Raw genomic sequence first — 23,324 nt, 5'->3', positions numbered from 1 at the left:
GCATGGCGTTGGACGCGGACGAAGAGATCCTCCAGGACTTTCTGGTTGAGTCCGGTGAAATACTCGAGCAGCTCTCCGAGCAGTTGGTTGAGCTCGAAAATAACCCTGATGACATGGACCTGCTCAATGCCATCTTTCGGGGGTTTCATACCGTTAAAGGCGGTGCTGGCTTCATGCAGCTTGATGCGCTGGTTGATTGTTGCCATAAGGCCGAGAACGTTTTCGACACGCTGCGTAACGGTGGGCGCACGGTTGACTCGAATCTTATGGATGTGGTGCTGCGGGCGTTGGACGTCGTCAATACCCAGTTTGACGAGGTCCGCAGGCGCGAGGCGCCGACCCCTGCTGACCCCCAGCTTCTGGAGCAGCTTGCACGCCTGGCCAAGCCGGAAAGCCAAGACGACAGCAGTGACAGTGCCGCCGAAGCGCCTTCGGCTGGGGGCGCTGTAGCTTCCGAAGAGACAGCGGAACATGACAGTGGTCAGGAAGGGGATATTACTGACGACGAATTCGAGCAGCTGCTGGATGCGATTGATCCTAAGGATGACGATGCACCCGCGCCTCAAGCTGGCGGAGAAGCGAGCGGGACGGCAGAATCCGGGTCTGGCGATGACGACGAGATTTCAGAGGATGAATTCGAGGCATTGCTCGATCAGCTCCATGGAGAGGGCCAGCACGCCGGAGCACCGCCGGATCCCGATGCTGTGAACGGCGATAACCAGGGAGCTGGCTCCGCCGTTGCGTCTGGCGAAGGTAAGGGCGATGATGAAACCTCATCGGATGATGAGGAAATCTCCGAGGATGAATTTGAGTCTCTGCTGGATGAACTTCACGGTCCCGGACAGTTCAAGCCGGACACTGCGGAAACGGCTGGCGGTGGGGGGACTGAAGACACTCAGGAGTCGGTAGCCGAAGAAAGTGAAGCAGCGCCGGTTGAATCCGCCCCGGTACCTGAGCAGGAATCAGCCGCTCAGCCGACCCCTGCCACGAATCAATCCGGAGCTGGCGGTGGTGGTTCCGGTGGCGGTCGTAAAGGAGGTGAAGATAAGGCTGCCTCTGGCGGTGGCGGTAAGGATCAGGCCGCTGCGGCCGCTGAGTCCACCGTGAGGGTGGATACCCGGCGCCTGGATGACATCATGAACATGGTGGGTGAGCTGGTTCTCATCCGTAATCGACTCAAGCGCCTCAGTGACGAGCTCGAGGACGGGCGCGTTCAAAAAACGGTTTCCAACCTGGATGTGGTTACTGGCGACCTGCAATCTTCCGTCATGCAGACACGGATGCAGCCGATCAAGAAGGTATTTGGCCGCTTTCCGCGGGTGGTTCGGGATCTTGCGCGCAGCCTGGAGAAGGAAGTCAACCTGAGCATGAGTGGTGAGGAGACCGATCTCGACAAAAACCTTGTCGAGGCGTTATCCGACCCGCTGGTCCACCTGGTCCGCAACGCCGTTGACCATGGCATTGAAATGCCGGACGAACGCGAGCGTACTGGTAAGCCACGTGTCGGGCGTGTTGCGCTTTCCGCTGAGCAGGAGGGCGATCACATCCAGCTTGTCATTGAAGATGACGGTGGCGGCATGGATCCCGAGAAGCTGCGCCGCAAGGCGGTGGAGAAGGGCGTTTACGAGCAGGAAGCCGCTGATCGCCTGACCCAGAGCGAATGCTACCAGCTCATTTTCGCACCGGGATTCTCCACCAATACCGAGATTTCTGATGTTTCCGGTCGTGGCGTTGGCATGGATGTGGTCAAGACCAAGATCAATCAGCTCAATGGCTCCATTGATATTGATTCGGAGCTGGGGCGAGGGTCGCGCATTGTGATCAAGGTGCCGCTGACGCTCGCGATCATGCCAACCCTTATGGTGAAGCTGGAGGAACAGCCGTTTGCTCTGCCGTTGGTGAACGTGGTGGAGATTTTCCATCTGGACCTGAGCAAGAAGAACATTGTGGACGGGCGGGAGTGCATTGTTGTGCGGGATCACGTTTACCCGCTGTTCTACATTAAGAAATGGCTGGTTGAAGGTGCGACGGTTGAGACTGATGATACGGATGCGCATGTGGTGGTGGTTGCGGTTGGCACCAAGCGCGTGGGCTTTGTGGTTGACCAGCTGGTCGGCCAGGAGGAGGTGGTTATCAAGCCGTTAGGCAAGATGCTCCAGGGAACAGCGGGCATGGCCGGGGCCACCATCACTGGGGATGGCACCATTGCTCTGATTCTGGACGTGCCCAGCCTCCTCCAGCATTACGCCTGATAACCGGTCCGCGTCATCGGAACCGCGGTACCGCGGGCCGGACCCCTGTGATTGGAGTCTTGGATGACGGTTTCCGTCCTTGTTGTTGATGATTCCGGGTTTTTCCGCAAACGTTTGACGGAGATCCTCGCTGCTACTGGCGAACTGAAGGTTGTGGCAACCGCCAGCAACGGCCAGGAAGCGTTGAACCTGGTTGAGAAACACCGCCCGGACGTGGTCACCATGGACTACGAGATGCCGGTCATGGACGGCATCACTGCGGTGCGTAAGATCATGGAGAGCCGTCCGACACCGGTTCTGATGTTCTCTTCGCTTACCTATGAGGGCGCCCGCGTCACGCTTGATGCGCTTGAAGCCGGGGCCGTGGATTTCCTGCCGAAGAATTTTGAAGAGATTGCACGCTCTTCCAGCCGGCTGCAGGAGATACTGCGGAAGCGTCTCCTCGAAGTGGCACGCAGTCACCCCGCGCGTGGAGGCGCTGGTGGTTCCGGGGCACCGGCGCCAGCCTCGGGGGGAAGCCGGGCCTCATCAAGCCCGGCTCCACAGCGGGAGCCCTCGCGCCCGGCCACACCGGAGCGCCGGCAACGGTCCGAGCCGCAACAGTCGGGTACGACGGCGACTGAGCCAGCCGAAAGTTCGACTGCTACCAGCGGAAGTGCGTCACGACGCTCCGCTGCCCGACACTATGACGTTGTAGCTATTGGCACGTCGACCGGCGGACCCATCGCCCTTCAGAAAGTGCTGGCTGAACTCCCCGCCAATTTCCCGGCGCCCATTATCCTGGTCCAGCATATGCCGGCCAGTTTTACACTGGCGTTTGCGGAGCGGCTGGATAAGCTCTGCCGCATCCGAGTGCGCCAGGCTACGGATGGTGATGTGCTGGAACCGGGCGTGGCACTGCTGGCACCAGGTGGCCAGCAGATGCTGGTGGAGAAGAAAGGGGGATCCAGCCGGATCCGGGTGATTCCGGATGACGGCCGGGTCAACTACCGCCCCTGCGTGGACGTTACCTTCGGGTCTATCGCCCGCAGTTTTCCCGGCAAGACTCTTGCTGTGATCCTTACGGGGATGGGGGCTGATGGCAAGGAGGGCTGTCGCCTGATGAAACAGTCTGGTTCTGCCGTCTGGTCCCAGGATGAGAAAACCTCGGTGATCTATGGCATGCCCATGGCAGTGGCGAAGGCGGGGCTGACCGATGAGGTGTTGCCGCTGGACCGGATCGGGAGCCGGCTGAGCGAAGGGGTCACCTGATGGATCCGCTCAGTTTTCTGGGGGTTATACTCGCATTTGCCGCGCTTCTCGGAGGTACTATTCTCGAAGGCGGTACCCCCAGCTCGCTGATTAACCTGCCTGCGGTGGTGATTGTTATTGGCGGAACACTGGCAGCTATTACCTTACAGACCCCGAGCACGGTCTTGCGCCGCGCCGTGGTTCTGTTGCGATGGGTGTTTTCGCCGCCGGATATCAGCATGCGCGACGGTGTCGAAAAGGTGGTTGGTTGGAGTATGAAGTCGCGCAAGGACGGGATTCTCGGGCTTGAATCGGCGGCAGAGCAGGAAACCGAATCCTTTGCACGCAAAGGGCTGCAATTGCTCGTTGATGGGCTGGAGCCCAAAACCATCCGTTCGATGCTGGAGACCGATCTCGAATCCCGGGAACAGGGTGATCTGGAAGCGGCCCGTGTTTTTGAATCCATGGGCGGCTATGCGCCCACCATTGGCATCATCGGGGCCGTTATGGGCCTGATTCAGGTGATGACAAACCTGGAGGACCCGGCTCAGGTGGGAACTGGCATCGCCACTGCTTTCGTCGCCACCATCTACGGCATTGCCGTGGCGAACCTGCTGTGCTTTCCGGTAGCAAGCAAACTCCGGAGCCTGGTTCACTACCGCAGTCGCTATCAGGAAATGATGATCGACGGACTACTGGGGGTGCTGGAAGGCGAAAATCCCAATACCATCGAGATGCGGCTGCAGGGCTTCATGCACCGCTGAGGAGCCGATCATGAGACGCCGCCACAGTGACAGCGAGGGCCCGAGTAACGACCGCTGGCTGGTGTCCTATGCCGATTTCGTAACCGTGCTTTTCGGTTTCTTTGTCTTCCTCTATGCCATCTCCGCCGCTGAGCAGGATCAGGTCCGGCGGCTTTCCGAGGCGGTTCAGGGTGTCTTCACGGGGACACCACGTACGATCAATCCCATCCCCGTCGGCGAACCAATCACGGCTTCAGGGGGGTCGGGCACTGGTGCGCCGCACTTTTCCGATCAACGACTCCGAGAAGAGCTGGGCCAGGCACTGGAAGGGCTGGTGGGTGCTGATCAGGTCCGTTTTCGTGAGGGGGCCGAATGGATGGAAGTGACGCTACCGGGTGACCTGGTTTTCCGCAGTGGCGGCGTACTGCCAGGACCGGAAGCGCAGACCGCACTTATGCGTATCGCCGGCGTATTGGCTTCAGGTGATAATGCGATTGTGGTGGAGGGACACACGGATAATCTACCGATCAGCACCGGGCGCTTCCCTTCCAACTGGGAATTGTCTGCGGCGCGGGCGGGCGCCGTGGTGCGACTGCTCGAAGACAGCGGTATCAACGGCGAACGGCTTGCTGCGCTCGGTTACGGCGACAAGCAGCCGGTGGCGCGCAATGATACCGAGCGCGGGCGGGCGCGCAATCGGCGGGTAACGCTTGTTATTGGCGCGGGACAAAGCATTCCGGCAACGCCAGGGCAGCGGTAATTGTGGCATGGAAACTGCTTCCTTTCCGACAGCTGTCAATCGGGCGGCGGTGCAGCCCGCGCCATGGGTGCCGCCGGCACAGGGCCGCCGACAGACGCTTGCGGTGGCAAGGGCTGGCCGGCGTAAGGCCCATGAATATCAGGAGGGTCGAGGGTGCGAATCTGGACAGTGGCTAATCAGAAAGGTGGCGTTGGCAAGACCTCCACCGTGGTGGCTCTTGGTGGTTTGCTCGCGGATGCGGGGCATAGGGTACTGATGGTGGATCTTGATCCCCACGGTTCGGTGACCGCCTACTTCGGGCATGATCCAGATGCTATTGAGCATTCGGTCTATGATCTTTTCCAGCACGAGGGCAAGGTGCCACCAGGGCTGCCGGCACAGCTAATTATTGAAACAGGTCACCAGGGGCTGCATCTGCTGCCAGCCTCCAGCGCCCTGGCCACGCTCGAACGCCGCAGTGTTGGAGTTGCGGGTATGGGGCTGGTGATCTCGCGCTCCCTGTCGACGCTCTGGGATGATTACGATTATGTTCTTCTGGACAATTCTCCCTCGCTCGGGGTGCTGATGATCAATGCACTGGCGGCGGCGCAGCATCTTCTGATGCCGGTTCAGACTGAACCTCTGGCGCTAAAGGGGCTGGACCGGATGCTGCATACCCTGCAGATGGTGATGAAGAGTCAGAAAAACGATCTCAGCTATACCATTATTCCCACCATGTACGACCGCCGGACCCAGGCCTCGGTCCAGAGTCTGAATCAATTGCGGCGCGATTATGGGGACGAACTTTGGCGGTTCGCCATTCCGGTGGATACGCGTTTACGCGATGCCAGTCAGAAAGGTCTGGTACCGACTGCTGTTTCCCAGGACTCTCAGGGGATCCGTGCGTATCGTCGTCTGCTTTCCGATCTGCAGGCCAAGCTTGGTGATGACGGGCGCAGCCGTCAGACTGCAGAGGCGCGGTAGAGCCGCGGAGGAGACCGGACAGTGGCAGGACATGGCGATAACAAGCCGGATTCCATCATTGGCGATTACCTTGACGAGCTTTTGTCCGCCGGGGATGGCAGTCCCTGGGCAGGGGATGATGATCGACCCAGTGGGGGGGCCGCGCCGCGCTGGATGCGTTCCCGCCAGGACCATTCGGCCTCGCGTCCTCTTGCAGAAGCGGAAAAGCCGACCCTGAATCAGGGGCTAGTAAGCCCGGCAATCCAGAGCTTGGAGCAGGCGGCGTGGTCGCAGCCGGATCCCGAGCCCGAGCCCGAACCCGAGCCCGAGCCCGAGCCCGAACCCGAGCCCGAGCCCGAGCCCGAACCCGAGCCTATTAAAGAACCTGAAAGGGAATATGGTTCGGTCGCGCCGGTGAGTACCGAATCGGGTGCCACGCCGGAAGTTGAGTCGGGCACCTGGCGTAATGGTCGGCCGCCTTGGGCTCAAGAAGGCTTTGAGTGCCTCATTTTCCGGGTGGCGGGTCTGCAGCTGGCAGTGCCGCTGGTGCTTCTGGGCCAGGTCCATCGCCTTGAGCGCGAGCTTACGCCCCTTTTCGGGCGGCCGGATTGGTTTCTGGGGTTGCTGCGGGTTGGCGATCACACCATACGTGTTGCCGATACTGCTCGCTGGGTGATGCCGGAACGCTATCGTGATGAATTCCAGAAGCAATACCAGTTCGTGATACAGCTTGGAGATAGTGCTTGGGGGCTGGCCTGCGATGAAGTCGCCCAGTCTTTCCTCGTCCAGCCAGATGAGGTGAAATGGCGTAGTGAGGGTGGCCGTCGGCAGTGGCTGGCGGGCACCATCAAAAAGGAGATGTGTGCCCTGTTGGACGTTTCATGCTTGGCGGCTCTGCTGCAGAAGGCGGAAACCGAACGCAACCCGGAGCTGGACCGCTAGCGGCTCAGTGAGTGGCACAGTTTGTGCTATGTTCTATAGTGCAGGGTGCTCATTGATGAAATATTGACAGTTGCCCGGACAGAGAGGCGGATATGGCGACCCAGAGCATTCAAAACGCGGCCCAGCAGAGCAGCGATGACCCGGTTTTGCAGTACGTGACGTTCCGGCTCGCGGACGAGACCTACGGGCTCAACGTGATGCAGATCCAGGAGGTGTTGCGATACACCGAAATTGCGCCGGTTCCCGGGGCACCGGATTACGTGCTCGGTATCATCAATCTGCGCGGCAACGTGGTGACGGTAATCGATACCCGACGCCGCTTCGGCTTGCCGGACGGCGAGGTGACGGATTCAACACGCATTGTGGTGCTTGAGGCCGAGGAACAGGTTATCGGCATCATGGTGGATGCGGTTGCAGAGGTGATCTACATCCGCCAGAGCGAGATTGAGAGCGCGCCCAATGTGGGCAATGAGGAAAGTGCCCGCTTCATTCACGGGGTCTGCAACCGTGAGGGTGAGCTTGTGATTCTGGTGGCTTTCGAAAAGATGCTGACTGACGAGGAATGGGCCGAAATCGAGTCGCTCTAGCGGGTCAGCGACAGGAGGCTGATATGGACACGATCGACACCCTTCTTCCATGGGGCATTACAGCCCTGGCTATTGCCCTGGTGGCGGCGCAGGGCATCGCCAATCGGGTTCGAATGAACCGCATGGAGGCGCACTGGCGTCAGCGTTGCGATGATCTGGGCAGGGAGCTTCACGCGGTAAGTAGCGGCAGTATGGGGGTCGGACGACGCCTGGTGGCGTGCGAGCAGTCCCTGCACCGCCTCAGTGGCGCACTGGAGGAGATGCGCCTGAATGACCCTCTGCGCGTTCCCTATGACGAAGCCTCCAAGCTGGTCGAGCTGGGTGCTGGCACTGAGGACCTGATGAATTCCTGTGGCATTTCACGACCGGAGGCAGAGCTGGTCTCGGCACTGCGTCAGGGGCAAAGGCGTGGTAGTAAGCAAGACCAGTCCCAGACCGATGAGGTGGTCTAGCGCTCCCTGTCAGCATCCCGGAAGTCGTCAGGTGTGAAGCCCTGCAAGTAAAAACTGTAGGCGAGAACCTCAGCAATGATCTGGTAGAGCGTTTCGGGAATCGATTCCCCCAGATCCAGTCGGCTGAGCAGCGCTGCCAGATCGGGATCTTCGTAGAGAGGCACGCCATTCTCTTCTGCGATTCGGATCATTTCATGGGCAAGTTCATTCTGCCCGGTAGCCGCAACAGTGGGTGCGTTCTCGCCGTCATAGGTCAGCGCAATGGCGGCTCCATGATCGCTGTTCTCAGGCATGTTCATCCACCAGTTGCTGGGTGAGTCGCGTAACCCGGGCTGGTGGCTGACCTTCTCTGCACTCCACCGGGATGACGTCCAGATCCAGTTGTGCAAGCGCTGTTTCCAGCCGCCCTCGAGTAGCCTCAATCAGGTCGACGGTTGCCGGGTGCTCGGCCCAGATCTGGGTCCGGAGTTGGCGCCCCCGCAGGTTGATTTCAAAATACAGCGGGCCGGTGGTGTCAAACGACAGGGCCAAGGTCAGCTGCCATTCACGCTCTCGGCTTGGGCGTTCTTCCCCCTCGTTCGCATCTGGGTCATCTGGGCCGTATTCCTCCAGTCGTCCCTGCATAATCCGGACCTCCTGACTGCCGGTAACCCAGGGGAGCTCCAGAATCCAGGTCTGGTTGGGCGCATTGGCCTCAGTCCCGGCGCTGGCTGCCTGTGAGTGAAGCTGGTTGACGGTCAGGCGGTTGATCATTCCGGCGAGAAGCCGGAGCATTTCGCCTGCGCCCATGGAACTGCTGGTATTGCCGCCGGTCGCTGTACTGGTACTGCTGGTAGCAGTGGTGGACGGTGGCGTTGGAAAACGCAGGGCACTGAGGTCGTCGGCGGATGTTTTCGTCATGGGCTCGAGCCGGCTGATCAGGCCGTGCAGGCTGGTGTTGCTTTCGCTCGCGGGTTTACCAGTCACCTTTGGCAGAAGCTGAGCGGCAAGCTGGATGAGCTGGCTCTTGAGGTCGGTCTGAGGTTGGTTGGCATTAGTGCCGGCTGGTGATGCGGATTGCTGCACCATGGATGTTTCCCGGAACAGGCCGCTTTGGCTGATCCATTTGCGGATCTGCGCACCGCTCATCCGGTCCAGGCTCATGCCGGAGTCCTGGGTCGGATTTGCCCCAAGGGATGTGGTGGATGTCGCTCCAGTTCCAGTAATGGGTAAGGCAGCATTCGCCTGTAAGCCGCCAGTGGCGGGCTGAGCAGCGGGCGTGGCCGGCATGAGGCGGGTCAGTTGCACCAGTCCCTGGCGGATCTGCTGAGGCAGGCCAGGATCATTCGCTTGGGCCGCAAGACGGTTCAGACCCTGCCCGAGATTCTGCTGGAAGGGAATGCGGTTGGCCAGGGACTGGCTCAGGGTGCTGCGTGAGGGCTGATCCAGGCTCTCCATAAGGCGCAGCTCGTTGCCCGCGCGCATGACCTTGACCATGGTGCCTGTATCCAGGGAGCGATCGCTGCGTACAGGGAGGCGTTGCCCGCCCACCTCCAGCAACAGCCTAGTGCCGGGCATGGCCCGGACACCGTCGCCGGCCGGGCGCCCGCCGCCGTCCGCGTTAAGCACGCGGGCGAGCCTGGGTTCGCCCTCACGCAGCCCGGCTCGCTCAAGCTGGGCGGCCAGACGGGAGCTGTCGGCTCCTGTGGTCTGACCGCTGTCAGTACGTGTCATCAGCGAAAGAACAGGCACTTTCAAGACGGTATCCCCGTTGCCATTCATGGCGGCAAACGCCGAGCGTTTTCTATATAATAGGCTCGCGCCGGGGGTAGACCCAACCCGCAGACCCCACCGGCCGGATAGACAATGACCAGTACCCTGCTCGAAGCCCGGCAGATCCACTGTGAACGTGATGACCGCCCGCTGTTCAGCGGTCTTGAATTGACGGTTGGACCCGGCGATCTCTGGCGGATTGCCGGACCCAACGGCGCGGGCAAGACAACCCTTCTGCGTATCCTGGCTGGACTCAATCCAGCTTTCCAAGGGGAGCTCCTCTGGCGGGGCGAACCGGTGCACCGGGTCAGGGCTCAGTATCAGGCGAATCTGCTTTTTCTCGGTCACAGTGCCGGTGTTTCACCTTCGCTGACCGCCTTTGAGAACCTGGCCGGATGGCAGGCCATGCGTGCGCCTACCGACCCGGAACAGGTAATGGCGGCGCTGGTAGACGCAGGGCTGGCCGGCTATGAGGACCTCCCGGCGGCACAGCTTTCTGCGGGGCAGCAGCGGCGGGTGGCGCTGGCTCGCCTGTATCTATCGAGTGCGCCGCTGTGGATCCTGGATGAGGCATTTACCGCCGTTGACCGCGAAGCAGTGGGACAACTCGAGGCACTGCTCAGTAACCGCGTGCGTGCGGGCGGTGCTGTGATTCTGACCACTCACCATCCGCTGGGGCTGAGGGATGTGCGCACACTGATGCTGGAAGAGGACCATGATGCGGTCTGAGTCGCGTGTATCGGTGCATTTTGCGGCTGGGGAAGAAGGCTGGCTGCGGGCCGCTTTTGAGACGGTGCGCCGGGAGTGGCTCGTCGCGTTCCGCAACCGCCAGGATCTGATCAATCCGCTGGTGTTCTTTGTTCTGATCGTATCGCTGTTTCCGCTGGGGGTAAGCCCGGAACCGGAGTTCCTGCGCCAGGCCGGCCCGGGGATCATCTGGGTGGCGGCATTGCTGGCCATCCTGCTGTCGCTGAACTTGTTGTTCCGCAATGACTATGCGGATGGGCATCTGGAACAATGGGTGCTGTCGCCTCAGCCGCTGGCGCTGCTGGCCTTGGCCCGCGTGGCCGCCGTATGGGTCACGACGGTGCTGCCGCTGATACTGCTGGTACCGGTACTGGGCGTTATGCTGCATCTCCCAGCTGCCACCGGGATGGTCCTGGTGCTGACACTGCTCGCAGGAACGCCCATCCTTGTGCTTGTCGGGGCCATTGGTGCCGCACTGACTGTGAGTCTGCGCGGCAGCGGTGTGCTGCTTGTTCTGATAATGACCCCTTTCTATGTTCCGGTGCTGATATTCGGCACCGGGGCGGTGACGGCGGCAGCGGAGGGCGCGCCCATCACCGGGCATTTGGCGTTGCTCGGCGCCATGCTGTCGCTGGCGGTGGTGCTGGCGCCGCTGGCCATCGCCGGAGCGCTGCGTATCAGCGTTTCCAATGGATGACATGAACTGAGGATCGCCACATGTGGCAATGGTTTCACAAGCTGGGTTCTCCCAAGTGGTTCTTCGGCATCGCGGGCCGGTTGATGCCCTGGCTCGGATGGTTGGCGCTGGTTGTACTTAGCGTGGGAGTGGTATGGGGATTGCTGTTCGCGCCGGCGGACTACCAGCAGGGTGACAGTTATCGCATCATCTTCATCCACGTGCCCGCAGCGTATCTGGGCCAGTCGCTTTATGTGGCCATGGCCGTGGCTGGTTTGGTGGGGTTGGTCTGGCGTATGAAGATGGCGGATACCTTCATTGCTTCTGCTACCACCGTAGGTGCTGGCATGACTTTCCTGGCGTTGCTTACCGGTGCTGTCTGGGGCAAGCCTACCTGGGGAACCTGGTGGATCTGGGATGCGCGGCTGACCTCCATGCTCCTGCTTCTGTTTCTGTATCTGGGGGTCATGGCGTTGCGCGGAGCCATGGAGGATCCCGATATAAGAGCTCGGGCCAGCGCCATTCTGGTGATTGTGGGTGTGGTCAATATTCCCATCATCAAGTACTCAGTGGAGTGGTGGAACACGCTGCACCAGCCAGCGACCATCAAGGTTACCGAGGCCCCGTCGATGCCGGTCAGCATGTGGGCGCCATTGCTGATATGCCTGTTGGGCTTCCATCTTCTGGTGGCCTGGCTGATCCTCTGGCGCATGCGGAATGACATTCTGCTCAGAGAGCGCCGTGCCCGCTGGGTTCGGGAGTGGGTTCTGGCACAATAGGACGGCTTGGAGGTTATATGCAGTTCGATTCATTCCAGGCACTGATCAGTATGGGCGGACATGGGTTCTACGTATGGGTCAGCTACGGGGCTTTCATTCTGGTGATCCTGGCGCTCATCCTGGCTACGGTGATCCAGCGTCGCCAGGTCATCAGCCATCATCGACGCCTCATGCGCAGTGAGGCCCATCGTCAAGGCAGTGGAGGAAAAAAACACGATGCATCCGGTTCGTAAACGCCGTCTGACCATCATTCTCGTGCTGTTCGCGGGCTTTGCCGTGGCTGTATCACTGGCGCTGGTGGCTCTGCAGGAGAACATGAACCTTTTCTACAGCCCGGCTGAGATTGATACCGGCAAAGCACCAGTGCAGCAGCGTATCCGCGCCGGTGGTCTTGTGGCGGAGGGCAGTCTGGAACGCGATCCGGACTCGCTGAAGGTCCGTTTTGTCATCACCGATAACCAGGGGCGGGTGCCAGTGGAATACAAAGGTATCCTGCCGGATCTGTTCCGGGAGGGTCAGGGCGTGGTTGCGCTGGGCAAATTGAACGCGGATGGACTGCTTACAGCGGACCAGGTGCTGGCGAAACATGACGAGGATTACATGCCCCCTGAGGTCAAGGAGGCTCTGGAGGCCTCCGGCCGCCTGAAGGAAGGGGGTGATTATCCGGCTGAAGGTGTGGATCACGGTAATGGCAACACCGGTACCTGAGGTGCTGGTGGTAGCGACTCTGACGCAGGAGAGATGATGGTTCCTGAACTTGGTAATTTCGCGCTGATCCTGGCACTGCTGCTGGCAGTGGCGCTGGTCGTAGTCCCCATGACGGGAGCCACCATCCGTCATCCGGGCCTGATGGCGTTCGACCGCCCGTTGGTGGCGGGCATGTTTGTGATGCTGGTGCTGAGCTACGCCTGCCTCACCTGGTCCTTCATGGTGGATGACTTCTCCGTGGGCTATGTCGCCAACAACAGCAACAGCATGCTGCCCTGGTACTACAAGTTCAGCGCTGTCTGGGGCGGACACGAGGGCTCCATGCTCCTGTGGGTGCTGATTCTGGGGGCCTGGACGCTGGCAGTGGCGCTTTTCAGTCGCAACCTGCCGGATGAGATGCGGGCCCGGGTGCTGTCCATCATGGGGCTGATCGGTGTCGGCTTCATGCTGTTCACGCTGCTTACCTCGAACCCTTTTGAGCGCATGCTGCCGAACGTGCCTCAGGACGGTGCCGACCTGAATCCCCTGCTGCAGGACTTCGGCCTCATTGTGCACCCGCCCATGCTCTATATGGGGTACGTTGGTTTTTCAGTCGTTTTCGCCTTCGCCATCGCTTCGCTGCTTGGCGGGCGGCTGGACGCGGTTTGGGCCCGCTGGTCCCGACCCTGGACCACTGTAGCGTGGGCTTTTCTGACACTGGGCATCGCCCTGGGCAGCTGGTGGGCTTACTATGAGCTGGGCTGGGGCGGTTGGTGGTTCTGGGATCCGGTCGAGAACGCTTCTTTCATGCCCTGGCTGGTGGGCACGGCTCTGATCCATTCACTGGCGGTTACCGAAAAGCGCGGTGTGTTCAAAAGCTGGACTGTGCTGTTGGCGATCATGACCTTCGCGCTCAGCATACTGGGCACCTTCCTGGTGCGTTCCGGTGTGCTTACGTCGGTTCACGCCTTTGCCACGGATCCTGAGCGCGGGTTCTTCATACTGATGATGCTTTCAGTGACCGTGGTCGGCTCGCTGGCGCTTTACGCCATCCGTGCGCCTGCTGTTCAGGGCCGTACCGGGTTCACGCTGTTCTCGCGTGAAGCATTGCTGCTGATGAATAACGTCTTTCTGGTGGTCGCCACGTTCGTGGTGCTGCTTGGGACCATTTTTCCGTTGATCCTGGATTACATGGGAGGCGGCACGCTTTCCGTGGGCGAACCCTATTTCAACATCACCTTCGTCCCTATTGCCCTGATGACGGGGGTTATCCTGGGTTTCGGTGTTGTCACCCGCTGGAAGCGCACACCAGTGAATATGGTGTTGCGCAAGCTGATGGTACCAGCAGTGCTGAGCGTGGTTGTTGCGCTGATCACACCGTTGCTGATGGTGGGTGAGTTCCATGTCTTGAGCTTTGTTGGGCTGTTGGTTGCCGCCTGGGTGGCTTTTGCAACCCTGAGGGATGTCTGGGACAAGACAGCGAGCCGCAATGGGCGCCTGCATGGTCTGCGAAAGTTGTCGCGCAGCTATAACGGTATGGTTCTGGGGCATGTTGGCCTGGCGGTTTCGATTGCCGGCGCCACTATGGTGTCGCTCCACGGGGTGGAGCAGGACCGGCGGATGGCTCCGGGGGACCGGCTGGAGATTGCGGGTTACGAATGGCACTTCGCAGATTTGAGAGAACGTGAGGGGCCGAACTTCACCGCCCAGCAGGCGACCTTTGACATCTATCGGGATGGTGAGCTGGTCACGACGGTGTTTCCGGAGAAACGCCATTACCCGGTACGTAGTAGTGTGATGACCAACGCCGGGATCAGCCCTGGCGTTCTCAAAGACCTTTTTGTGGCGCTCGGTGAGAATGTGGAAGGGCAGACAGCCTGGAGCGTGCGCATCCAGTATAAGCCCATGGTGCGCTGGATCTGGGGGGGTGCTTTGCTCATGGCGTTGGGCGGAGCCTTTGCGGTCAGTGACCGGCGCTACCGCGTCCGTCAGCGCCAGACGGTTACCATGGCTGAGAAACCCAGAGCGAGTGGGCCTCTGGCTGAAGGAGCGTCATCGTGAACCGGGTCTGGCTTTTTCTACCGTTGGTCCTGGCAGTCACGCTGGGAGTGGTGCTTTACTGGGGGCTCGGCGAAGATCCCAGCGAACTTGATTCCGCTCTGGTAGGCCGTGAGGTGCCATCTTTTGAGTTGCCCGTGCTGCACGATTCCAAAGCACCTGCCGGGCCACAGATGCTGAAGGGAAAAGTTCAGCTTCTGAATGTCTGGGCCACCTGGTGTGCGGCCTGCCGCGTGGAGCATCCTCACCTCAACCGGCTTGCGAAGCAGGGGGTTCCTATTGTTGGCCTCAACTACAAGGATGAGCGTGGTGCGGCCCTGGAATGGCTGGCGGAGCGCGGTGATCCCTACACCCAGGTGATCTACGACCCGGAAGGCAGCCTTGGGTTTGATCTGGGTGTCTATGGGGCGCCGGAAACCTATCTGATCGATGCCGACGGCATCGTCCGCCACCGTCATGTGGGCGTGGTGGATCAAGACGTCTGGGAGTCCGATTTTGAGCCGCTCTATGAACGATACCGTAAAGACGGCTGAAGTCGTCCTGTTGTTGCTGGCGCTGCTCGTTGTTGCCGCGCCGGGCATGGCTCAGGAGCGTTTTGAGGACCCGGAGCTGCGTGAACGTTTCAGCGAATTGACACGCGAGCTCCGCTGCCCCAAATGCCAGAACGAGTCCATTGCTGAATCCGGAGCCCCCATTTCCGAAGATATGCGCGAGCGAGTGCGGCGAATGATGCAGGAGGGTGCTACGGATGAGGCGATCCGGCAGGCCATGATCGACCGCTTCGGCAGCTATGTGAGCTACAGGCCGGAGTTCGCACCTCGGACCTGGGCTCTTTGGATCGGGCCCTTTGTGGCGCTCGTGATCGGTATAGGCGTGGTGCTTCTGCTGGTAGCGCGGAATCGCGCGCGCAGGCAGATCGAGAGCTCCGAACTTTCCGAAGAAGAGCGTCGCCGCGCTGAGCAGTGGCTGCGTAATGAATGAATCCAATCCTGAGTGAGCATCCATGCCCCTGAATTTCTGGCTTGCTGTCATCCTGCTGATCATCCTGGCGCTGGTATTCGTTATCTACCCGATGCTTTTCGCCCGCCGCTTAAGGCCGGCGGTACGATATCGCGAGCAGAACCTGGAGGCCTATCGCTCCCGTCTGAAGGAACTTGAACAGGAGCGGGACGAGGGCATTCTGGATGAATCCGGGTTTGAGTCCCTGAAAGACGAACTGGAGATGCGGCTTCTACGGGACGTGGAGTCCGAAGAGGCTGAAAGCGTCGAGGGCGGGCCCGGAGGGCGCCGTGGAATTGTGGTGACAACGCTGGTTCTTGTTCTGGCCCTGCCGGTCGCCGCTTTTGTGCTCTATGATTCACTTGGGGCCAGCGATGATGTGGCGCAGTTCCGCGAGCGCCAGCAGATGATGCAGGACGGCATGGATGCGGCGGACGTGGATGCCATGGTTCAGCGGCTTGAGACGCGGTTGGAGGCTGATCCGGACAACCCGGAAGGCTGGGCCATGCTGGGGCGTAGCTATATGCAGCTGGAGCGCTTCCGGGATGCTGCCGGAGCTTACGGCGAGCTGGCACGCGCCATTGAGCGTGCGGGTGAAGGCAGTCCGGCCAGTGCCCTTGGGCTACGCGCCCAGGCGCTTTTCATGGCCAACCAAGGGCGGATGACTGATGAGGTTGAGACTGCCATCAGCCGTGCCCGCGAGGACAATCCGGATGAGGTGAACAGCCTCGGGCTTCTCGGCGTCGAGGCCTTCCGCAATGGCGATTATCGCACGGCGCTTGATTACTGGGAGCGTATCCTTGAGCTCGCCCCGAACCATCCTCAGGCGGACAGCATCCGTCAGGGCGTGGCGACCGCCTATTCTGAGCTTGGAGAGCCAGTGCCGCAGGATCTCCTTCAGCAAGGTGGCAGCGCCAGCCAGAACGGCGAATCCGACGGCTAAGAACCACCATTACGGGGGCGGCCGGCCAGCCGCCTCAGAACGGCGACCAGATCATCCCCATCCCAGACCTCGCGGTCCTGTGGGTTGGCAAAAAGATGGCGCTCCAGTGCCTCAAGTTCCCGTGTGAGCTGGGGATCATTCAGGTAGGCGGTGACATCGCCGACCGTGCGTAGCGCCGGGCGGTTGAAGTGTGCTGCGGCCCACTGCGGTAACACCGTCAGGGTATCGGCTTCGCCGCGGCGCGCGTGCTCACACAGGGCGTGGAAGCGCTCACGGTTGGCCCTTTCTTCGGCACTCAGCGCGACTGTGTTGCTGCCGCCTCGTCGGGTTCGCCACCATGCGACGCCGGTAATCAGCCATCCCGAAGCGAGGACCACCGCCAGCCAGAACCACAACGGCGGTAGTGTGGTATTGCCGGGGCGCGACAGGCTGATATCAGAAATCGCATCGCTGACCTCTTTGTCCTCACCATTCTCAGGCTTGCCGCTACCACCGGCACCGGCGGCGGGCTCAACGTTCATCTCATGGGCATCTAGAACCGCCTCACGCTGTTTATCCGCCTGTACGTCCCACCAGGGAATACGCACCACGGGCAGTGTGAGGCGCCCGGGTTCAATCGGTACCAGGTTGGCACGCTTGCGCAGCCGCCCTTCGATACTGTTTCCGATCAGGCGTGAGTCCGATTTCCAGGGTCTGGGATATTCCCGCATGCTCTGGGGGTAGTTAATGGTCAACCGCGGTAGCGACTCGGGCGCGACTCCTACAGCCCGGATGTGGATGTCCCGGCGGATGCTGTCACCGGCGCGTAATGAATCGGGTGATTTGGACCACTCCTCAGTAAGCTCAAGGTTTTTTGCGGGAAGCCAGATGTCACCACTGAAGGAATCCGGCGGTGGGTTTACGGGGATGCGCTGGGCTGGAGAGGTCGCGATTACAGGTACCAGGTCACCGCTTTCGGTCTGCTTCCGGGCTTCAAAGCGTTGCTCGGGAAGGATTATGGTGCCCGCGGACTGGGGGACGATGACAAAACGCCTTTCTACGACCTGCCACTCCCGGCCGTTTTTTTCAGCTCTATACTCGCGCTGTTTACCCAGCGGTTTGACCATGGCGTCCAGTATTGTTGGAGAAGACAGGTTTGCCTGCGCCAGAGGTGGTTCATAGTAGACCCGCTGGGTCATGATGATCTGCTGTTGAACGTAGACCTCGTCGTCGCTGAGGCTGATATCCAGTCTGGCATCGGGCTCAGCGCGTGCCGCTGGCGCCACTCCTGGCCTGACCGTCACGTCGATGGGGCGGCTCTGCATGTCCTGGAATCTCAGTGCCGGGATTGTCAGATTACCGGTTTTTGCAGGGGCCAAAAGGAAGGTCCAGGTTACTTTCCCCTCGTTGATGCCGTTATCGGACTGGATCGCCATGCGCTGATGGCGGTCCAGAATCCGGAAATCCGCTTTTAGCGGTGTTGTATCCGGGTGCGGTATTTTCATTTCCGCAGGGTTCAGCAGTGAGCCCAGACTGAAATCGAGCTCTGTTTCAGTTTCCAGTGTCAGAGTGATCAGCTCGTTGCTGTAAAGGCGCTCGGGGCCAGCGGAGGCTGTCAGCTCAGCGAGAGCGGCGCTGCTCCAGCCTGTCAGTGTCGCAAGCAGCACAATAGGGCACAGGGTAATCCGCAAGATCGGCATGACGGCGCAGCTGCTCCTGGTCCGGGTGGGAAGTCCGAGTGACATCCTCGCGCACCCGGCGTTACGGCTCAAGCGGCGGAGGGGGATGCAGGTCCAGTTTAGGCGCGTTATTTCCAAATCGTAATTGAATAAGGGATCTATAAGGAATTTCCGCAAACAGGCGGGTCAGAAGGCGTGGTTTTGACTATGCTGAAATCAAGATTATCCAAAGCGACAGGATGCCAGCATGCATGACGTAACCTTCTCCACACTGGCTGAATTCGAGCAGAAGCTTGATGCAGCGCTGAGAGAACGTCTTCCGGCAGACCAGGTAGAGCGGATCAGCGACTTTGCCCAGCGCTATTTTGAGCACATGCCATTCGAGGAGCTGGTACAGCAGCGTTTCCTGGATGCCTACGGCGCTGTACTGTCGGCATGGGAATTCATCCAGCAGGGCGCTGGCCAGGAATCGAGGATCTGGGTCTTCAATCCGGATCTGGAGAAGGATGGATGGGAGTCCAGCCATACAGTGATGTTCGTGCTGCACCCGAATATTCCATTCCTCATTGACTCTATGCGCATGGAAGTCAATTCCCGGGAACTGAATATCCACACAATCCATTACACCATTCTGAACCCGGAGCGTGACGACAATGGCAGTCTGGTGCGGCTCAACGAGGCGGTTAAAAAGCCGCTCGAGCCGGGCGAGGAAGCGCTGATCGTTATGGAGGTGGATCGCCACTCGGACAGCACTGCCCTCCGAACGCTGCGTGCGGATGTAGAGCAGGTAATGAGTGAGGTCCGGATCGCGGTATCGGATTTCCCGCACATGCGCGATAAGGCCAAAGCCATCCTGGAAGAGCTGGCGGATCCGCCGAAAACTCTGTCTGCAGAGAAGATCAGCGAGGCCAGAGCATTCCTCGAATGGCTGGTGGACGACCGTTTCACCTTCCTGGGCTATGACGAGTACGACTTCGTGCGTGAAAACCGGCGTACCGAGATCCGGCAGGTGGCCGATTCCGAGCTGGGAATCCTGCGTACCTACAACGAGCGGCCGAGTCGTATCCGCATGAAAGACATGCCGCGCCAGACGCGTCAGGCCATGACCGACAGCGGCAGTCTTTTCATCTTCGGCAAGTCTGCCCAGCGTTCGCGCATCCACAGGCCCGCTTTTCCGGATTATATCGCCATCAAGAAACTGGATTCCGAAGGGCGTGTGGTCGGTGAGCGGCGTTTCCTCGGCCTGTATACCTCGCGGGTCTACCAGGAGCGTCCGGACGAGATTCCGCTGCTGCGGCGCAAGATTGAATACGTGCTCAATGCGTCCGGCTTCCAGCGTGAGGATTATGCTGGCAAGGAGCTCGATCAGATCCTGACGGTGTATCCTAGGGATCAGTTGTTCCAGATTGAAGGCGATGAGCTTCTCAATGTGGCCAAGGCTATTCTCTATATTCAGGAGCGACGCAAGATCTGGCTTTTCATGCGCGAGGATGTTTACGGCCAGTTTGTGACCTGTCTGGTGTTTGTGCCACGTGAGCTTTACTCGACCCAGCTGCGGGTGAGTATGCAGAACGCCTTAGTGCGGGCGCTGGATGCTGAGGGTGTGGATTTCACCACCTATTTCTCTGAATCCGTGCTGGCGCGCACCCAGTTTACGGTGCGCGTGCAGCCCCAGGAGAACCGGGTTCTGCCGGTGGATGAACTGCAGCAGAAACTGGTGGAACTGGCGCGCTCCTGGCAGGACACCCTGCACGAAGCTCTGGTTGAACATCACGGTGAGGAGATTGGCACACGGCTGTCCGCCAGCTATGAGAACGCCTTCCCAGCCGGCTATAGAGACATGTTCTCCGCGCGGCGGGCCGCGATTGATGTGGAGTACCTGGATCGCATCCGTGACACGGGCCAGATGGCCATGAGCTTTTACCGGGATCCGGAGGAGACGGCTAATACGCTGCACTTCAAACTGTTCCATCCGCGTGAACAGCTGCCGCTTTCCGATGTGATCCCGGTGTTCGAGAACATCGGTTTCCGGGTGATCGGTGAGCACCCGTTCGAAATCACGGATCGCCAGGGGAACACTCATTGGATTCATGATTTCGCACTGCAGTCGCGTTCCGGCAAGCCCATTGATATTGAGCGTATCAGGCCGATTTTCGAGGCGTTGTTCACGCGCGTCTGGAATGGTGAAGCAGAGGATGACCATTTCAACCGGCTGGCCCTGGCCGACTACCTGGACTGGCGCTCCATCGGGCTGCTACGGGCCTATGCCCGTTACATGCAGCAGATCCGTATCAGTAACAGTCAGAACTTCATCGCCGGTACTCTGTCCCGGCACGGTAAGCTGGTATCGCTGCTGCTCCAGTTCTTTGATGTCCGCTTTAATCCCGAGCGTTACCAGAGCGCGCGCCAGTGTGAGGCGGCTCAGAAGAAGATTGCGATTGAATTCGGAAGTGCTCTGGATGAAGTTCCGAACCTCAGCGAAGACCGGGTGCTGCGGCTATTCCTGGAGTTGATGCAGGCCACAACCCGAACCAATTTTTACCAGCAAGGGAGCAATGGTGACGCCAACTGCATCAGTCTCAAGTTTGACTCTGCCCAGCTGGCAGATCTTCCGCGCCCAAGGCCGGTCTATGAGATCTTTGTCTATTCTCCCCAGGTGGAAGGTGTTCACCTGCGCGGCGGCAAGGTCGCCCGCGGTGGTTTGCGCTGGTCGGATCGGTTTGAGGATTACCGGACCGAAATCCTGGGGCTGGTGAAGGCTCAGCAGGTCAAGAATGCGGTGATTGTGCCGGTGGGCGCCAAGGGTGGCTTTGTTGCCAAGCAGATCCCCAGTGATGCTGACCGGGACCAGGTCCAGGCTGCCGGCCGAGTCGCGTACAGCTGCTTCATCCGCGGACTTCTGGACGTGACGGACAACTTCATCAACGGTGAAGTGGTTCCGCCTGCTGGTGTCATCCGTCACGATGACGACGATTACTATCTGGTTGTAGCACCGGATAAGGGAACCGCTACTTTCTCGGATCTAGCCAACGAGATCTCCAACGAATACGGCTTCTGGATGGAGGACGGTTTTGCCTCCGGCGGCAGCTACGGCTACGACCATAAGAAAATGGCGATTACCGCCAAGGGGGCCTGGGTCTCGGTCGAGCGCCACTTCCGTGAAATGGGGCTGAATACGGATTCCGATGAGTTCAGTGTTGTCGGAATTGGCGACATGGCCGGGGACGTTTTCGGTAATGGCATGTTGCTGTCCCGCAAAATCCGGCTGGTGGCAGCCTTCAATCACCAGCACATCTTCCTGGATCCGGAACCGGACATCGAGGCTAGTTTCCGGGAGCGCGAGCGACTGTTCGCTCTTCCGGAGTCGAGTTGGGAAGAATATGACACAACGCTGATATCGGAAGGCGGAGGCATTTACAGCCGGGCGGCCAAGTCGATTCCGTTGAGCAAACCGGTGAAACGGCTTCTGGGTACACGTTCCGACCACATGCCGCCCAATATGCTGATCTCCCATCTTCTGAGAATGCAGCACGATCTGCTCTGGCTTGGGGGTATTGGCACCTTTGTGAAGAGTCGCCAGGAATCCCATGGGGATGTTGGCGACAAGGCTAACGATGGCCTGAGGGTTAATGGTGCCGAACTCGGATGTCGGGTTGTGGGTGAAGGCGGTAATCTCGGCATGTCCCAGGCCGGACGGGTGGAATTTGCACTTAATGGCGGCCGCTGCAACACGGACTTCATAGACAATTCCGGTGGTGTTGATTGCTCCGACCGCGAGGTCAACATGAAGATCCTTCTCAACCGCCTGGTTGCCCAGGGGGACCTGACCCTCAAGCAGCGCAACGAATTCCTGAACAGCATGACTGAGGATGTTTCGGGGCTGGTGCTGGCGAATAACTATCGCCAGACTCAGGCGATCTCCATCGCCAACTCGGAAGGCGCCTCAAGGCTCGAGGAATACCGGCGCTTAATGACCCGATATGAAAATCGAGGACTGCTGGACCGGACACTTGAGAATCTACCTGACGAAGAGGCGCTCAGTGAGCGCCAGGTTGCTGGCCGAGGCCTCACCCGCCCGGAACTGTCCGTGTTGATCGCCGTAGTCAAGGCGGACCTGAAACAGGTACTGGTCGGCAGCGATCTGCCGGAAGATCCCGGCATCAAGTCAATGATCCGCGAGATGTTCCCGTCGCAGCTGGTTGAACGCTTCAGTGAGGAACTTGAGCGCCACCAGCTGAGACGTGAAATCATCGCCACGCGCGTGGCCAATGACCTGGTCAACCATATGGGCATGACCTTCGTGGAACGACTTGAGCAGTCGACCGGCGCCACGCTGCCCTCCATAGCACGCGCATACCTGATCGCCAAGACCATTTTCCGCCTGGATTACTGGTGGCAGCAGGTGGAGGCACTTGACTACCAGATCCCGAGCAGCCTCCAGGTTGAGCTCCAGAGTGAGCTGATGCGCCTTGTCCGGCGCGCAACGCGCTGGCTTCTGCGTAACCGGCGCAGCGAGATTGACCTTTCTGTCCAGATTGAGCGCTTCCAGGCCAGGCTGGATGCCATGGCAGCGGATCTTCCGTCCTATATTGGCGAGCGGGCGACGGAGACCTGGCAGCACGAGCGTGATCGTCTCGCAGGTGAGGGCGTTCCTGGGGCTCTGGCCGGGGTCGTGGCCGGCAGCGGCTATCTGCTATCTGGCCTGGGTATCATTGATGCCAGGGAAGAGACGGGGCTTGACCTCAGGGAGGTGGCGCACCTGTATTTCGCGGTTGGGGATGAGTTGGAACTCGATTGGTTTGCAAAAGCCATATCCGCGCTTGAGCCACGCAGCCACTGGGAGGCACTGGCCCGGGAAAGTTTCCGTGAGGACCTGAACTGGCAGCAGCGCGCCCTGACCACCGGCATTCTGCGCTCGCGCAACGCGAAGGCAGACCTTGAAACCATGCTCCAGGCCTGGACAGACGAGCATGCCGGGCTGATCGAACGCTGGCATGGCATTCTGGGAGAGTTTCGGAACCAGAGCGCACCGGAATACGCCATGTTTTCCGTGGCTCTGCGCGAGCTTCTGGATTTGGCGCAGAGCACGGTCTACGCAGGTGCCAACGGCTGATTGA

21 protein-coding genes are annotated in these 23,324 nt (G+C 59.9%); 18 read left to right on the top strand and 3 right to left on the bottom strand.

The features are described 5' to 3' along the window. The first annotated feature begins 2 nt into the window (after positions 1-2). From AAF659_RS14250 to AAF659_RS14215, 8 genes are all read left to right on the top strand, one after another. Complete coding sequence (locus AAF659_RS14250; protein WP_349752449.1) at positions 3-2,252, top strand: chemotaxis protein CheW; 2,250 nt, start codon at positions 3-5, stop codon at positions 2,250-2,252. A gap of 63 nt (positions 2,253-2,315) precedes the next feature. After that, a complete protein-coding gene (locus tag AAF659_RS14245) occupies positions 2,316-3,503 on the top strand; it encodes a protein-glutamate methylesterase/protein-glutamine glutaminase (protein ID WP_349752448.1) in 1,188 nt (395 codons plus the stop codon). Then, entirely contained in the window at positions 3,503-4,246 is a 744-nt protein-coding gene (locus AAF659_RS14240; RefSeq protein ID WP_349752447.1) for a flagellar motor protein, read from the top strand. The genes AAF659_RS14245 and AAF659_RS14240 overlap by 1 nt, the downstream gene beginning before the upstream one ends. Before the next feature lie 10 nt (positions 4,247-4,256). Continuing rightward, positions 4,257-4,985, top strand: coding sequence for an OmpA family protein (locus AAF659_RS14235; RefSeq protein WP_349752446.1), 729 nt, complete (start codon positions 4,257-4,259; stop codon positions 4,983-4,985). A 153-nt stretch (positions 4,986-5,138) separates the two neighbouring features. Then, positions 5,139-5,948 (top strand): ParA family protein, encoded by an 810-nt coding sequence (locus AAF659_RS14230; RefSeq protein WP_349752445.1) that lies wholly within the window; start codon positions 5,139-5,141, stop codon positions 5,946-5,948. Positions 5,949-5,969: 21 nt separating this feature from the next. Next, complete coding sequence (locus tag AAF659_RS14225; protein WP_349752444.1) at positions 5,970-6,869, top strand: chemotaxis protein CheW; 900 nt, start codon at positions 5,970-5,972, stop codon at positions 6,867-6,869. 92 nt (positions 6,870-6,961) lie between these two features. After that, positions 6,962-7,456: a chemotaxis protein CheW gene (locus AAF659_RS14220; RefSeq protein WP_349752443.1), complete on the top strand. Its 495-nt coding sequence runs from the start codon at positions 6,962-6,964 to the stop codon at positions 7,454-7,456. A 23-nt stretch (positions 7,457-7,479) separates the two neighbouring features. Further along, on the top strand, positions 7,480-7,908 hold the full coding sequence (locus AAF659_RS14215) for a DUF2802 domain-containing protein (protein ID WP_349752442.1): 429 nt from the start codon (positions 7,480-7,482) through the stop codon (positions 7,906-7,908). Here AAF659_RS14215 and AAF659_RS14210 read toward each other — a convergent pair. Next, positions 7,905-8,201: an EscU/YscU/HrcU family type III secretion system export apparatus switch protein gene (locus AAF659_RS14210; protein WP_349752441.1), complete on the bottom strand. Its 297-nt coding sequence runs from the start codon at positions 8,199-8,201 to the stop codon at positions 7,905-7,907. The two genes, AAF659_RS14215 and AAF659_RS14210, sit on opposite strands and share 4 nt — an antisense overlap. After that, on the bottom strand, positions 8,194-9,639 hold the full coding sequence (fliK, locus tag AAF659_RS14205) for a flagellar hook-length control protein FliK (RefSeq protein WP_349752482.1): 1,446 nt from the start codon (positions 9,637-9,639) through the stop codon (positions 8,194-8,196). The genes AAF659_RS14210 and fliK overlap by 8 nt, the downstream gene beginning before the upstream one ends. Before the next feature lie 114 nt (positions 9,640-9,753). Here fliK and ccmA point away from each other — a divergent pair, with 114 nt between their 5' ends. Genes ccmA through ccmI form a run of 9 tightly spaced genes read left to right on the top strand, consistent with a single transcriptional unit; the run spans position 9,754 to position 16,549 of the window. Beyond that, positions 9,754-10,389 (top strand): cytochrome c biogenesis heme-transporting ATPase CcmA, encoded by a 636-nt coding sequence (gene ccmA, locus AAF659_RS14200; RefSeq protein WP_349752440.1) that lies wholly within the window; start codon positions 9,754-9,756, stop codon positions 10,387-10,389. Then, entirely contained in the window at positions 10,376-11,104 is a 729-nt protein-coding gene (gene ccmB / locus AAF659_RS14195) for a heme exporter protein CcmB (RefSeq protein ID WP_349752439.1), read from the top strand. The genes ccmA and ccmB overlap by 14 nt, the downstream gene beginning before the upstream one ends. A gap of 20 nt (positions 11,105-11,124) precedes the next feature. After that, the gene (locus AAF659_RS14190; RefSeq protein WP_349752438.1) at positions 11,125-11,862 is read left to right on the top strand and encodes a heme ABC transporter permease; all 738 of its coding nucleotides are present in this window, start codon (positions 11,125-11,127) and stop codon (positions 11,860-11,862) included. Between the two features lie 17 nt (positions 11,863-11,879). Continuing rightward, a complete protein-coding gene (gene ccmD / locus AAF659_RS14185) occupies positions 11,880-12,095 on the top strand; it encodes a heme exporter protein CcmD (protein WP_349752437.1) in 216 nt (71 codons plus the stop codon). Further along, entirely contained in the window at positions 12,079-12,570 is a 492-nt protein-coding gene (gene ccmE / locus AAF659_RS14180; RefSeq protein ID WP_349752436.1) for a cytochrome c maturation protein CcmE, read from the top strand. The genes ccmD and ccmE overlap by 17 nt, the downstream gene beginning before the upstream one ends. Before the next feature lie 36 nt (positions 12,571-12,606). After that, positions 12,607-14,610, top strand: coding sequence for a heme lyase CcmF/NrfE family subunit (locus tag AAF659_RS14175; protein WP_349752481.1), 2,004 nt, complete (start codon positions 12,607-12,609; stop codon positions 14,608-14,610). After that, on the top strand, positions 14,607-15,140 hold the full coding sequence (locus tag AAF659_RS14170; protein WP_349752435.1) for a DsbE family thiol:disulfide interchange protein: 534 nt from the start codon (positions 14,607-14,609) through the stop codon (positions 15,138-15,140). Before AAF659_RS14175 ends, AAF659_RS14170 begins: the two co-directional genes overlap by 4 nt. After that, complete coding sequence (locus AAF659_RS14165) at positions 15,115-15,588, top strand: cytochrome c-type biogenesis protein (protein WP_349752434.1); 474 nt, start codon at positions 15,115-15,117, stop codon at positions 15,586-15,588. The genes AAF659_RS14170 and AAF659_RS14165 overlap by 26 nt, the downstream gene beginning before the upstream one ends. Before the next feature lie 22 nt (positions 15,589-15,610). Further along, positions 15,611-16,549, top strand: a complete 939-nt coding sequence (gene ccmI, locus AAF659_RS14160; RefSeq protein ID WP_349752433.1) for a c-type cytochrome biogenesis protein CcmI — start codon at positions 15,611-15,613, stop codon at positions 16,547-16,549. On the opposite strand, the gene AAF659_RS14155 is transcribed toward ccmI, so the two are convergent. Further along, complete coding sequence (locus AAF659_RS14155; protein ID WP_349752432.1) at positions 16,546-18,228, bottom strand: BatD family protein; 1,683 nt, start codon at positions 18,226-18,228, stop codon at positions 16,546-16,548. The two genes, ccmI and AAF659_RS14155, sit on opposite strands and share 4 nt — an antisense overlap. A gap of 226 nt (positions 18,229-18,454) precedes the next feature. Here AAF659_RS14155 and AAF659_RS14150 point away from each other — a divergent pair, with 226 nt between their 5' ends. Continuing rightward, positions 18,455-23,320: an NAD-glutamate dehydrogenase gene (locus tag AAF659_RS14150; protein WP_349752431.1), complete on the top strand. Its 4,866-nt coding sequence runs from the start codon at positions 18,455-18,457 to the stop codon at positions 23,318-23,320. Positions 23,321-23,324: the final 4 nt, after the last annotated feature.

The sequence above is a fragment of the Salicola sp. Rm-C-2C1-2 genome (assembly GCF_040196175.1).
Classification (GTDB): domain Bacteria; phylum Pseudomonadota; class Gammaproteobacteria; order Pseudomonadales; family Oleiphilaceae; genus Halospina.
This window is presented reverse-complemented; position numbering and strand designations above follow the sequence as displayed.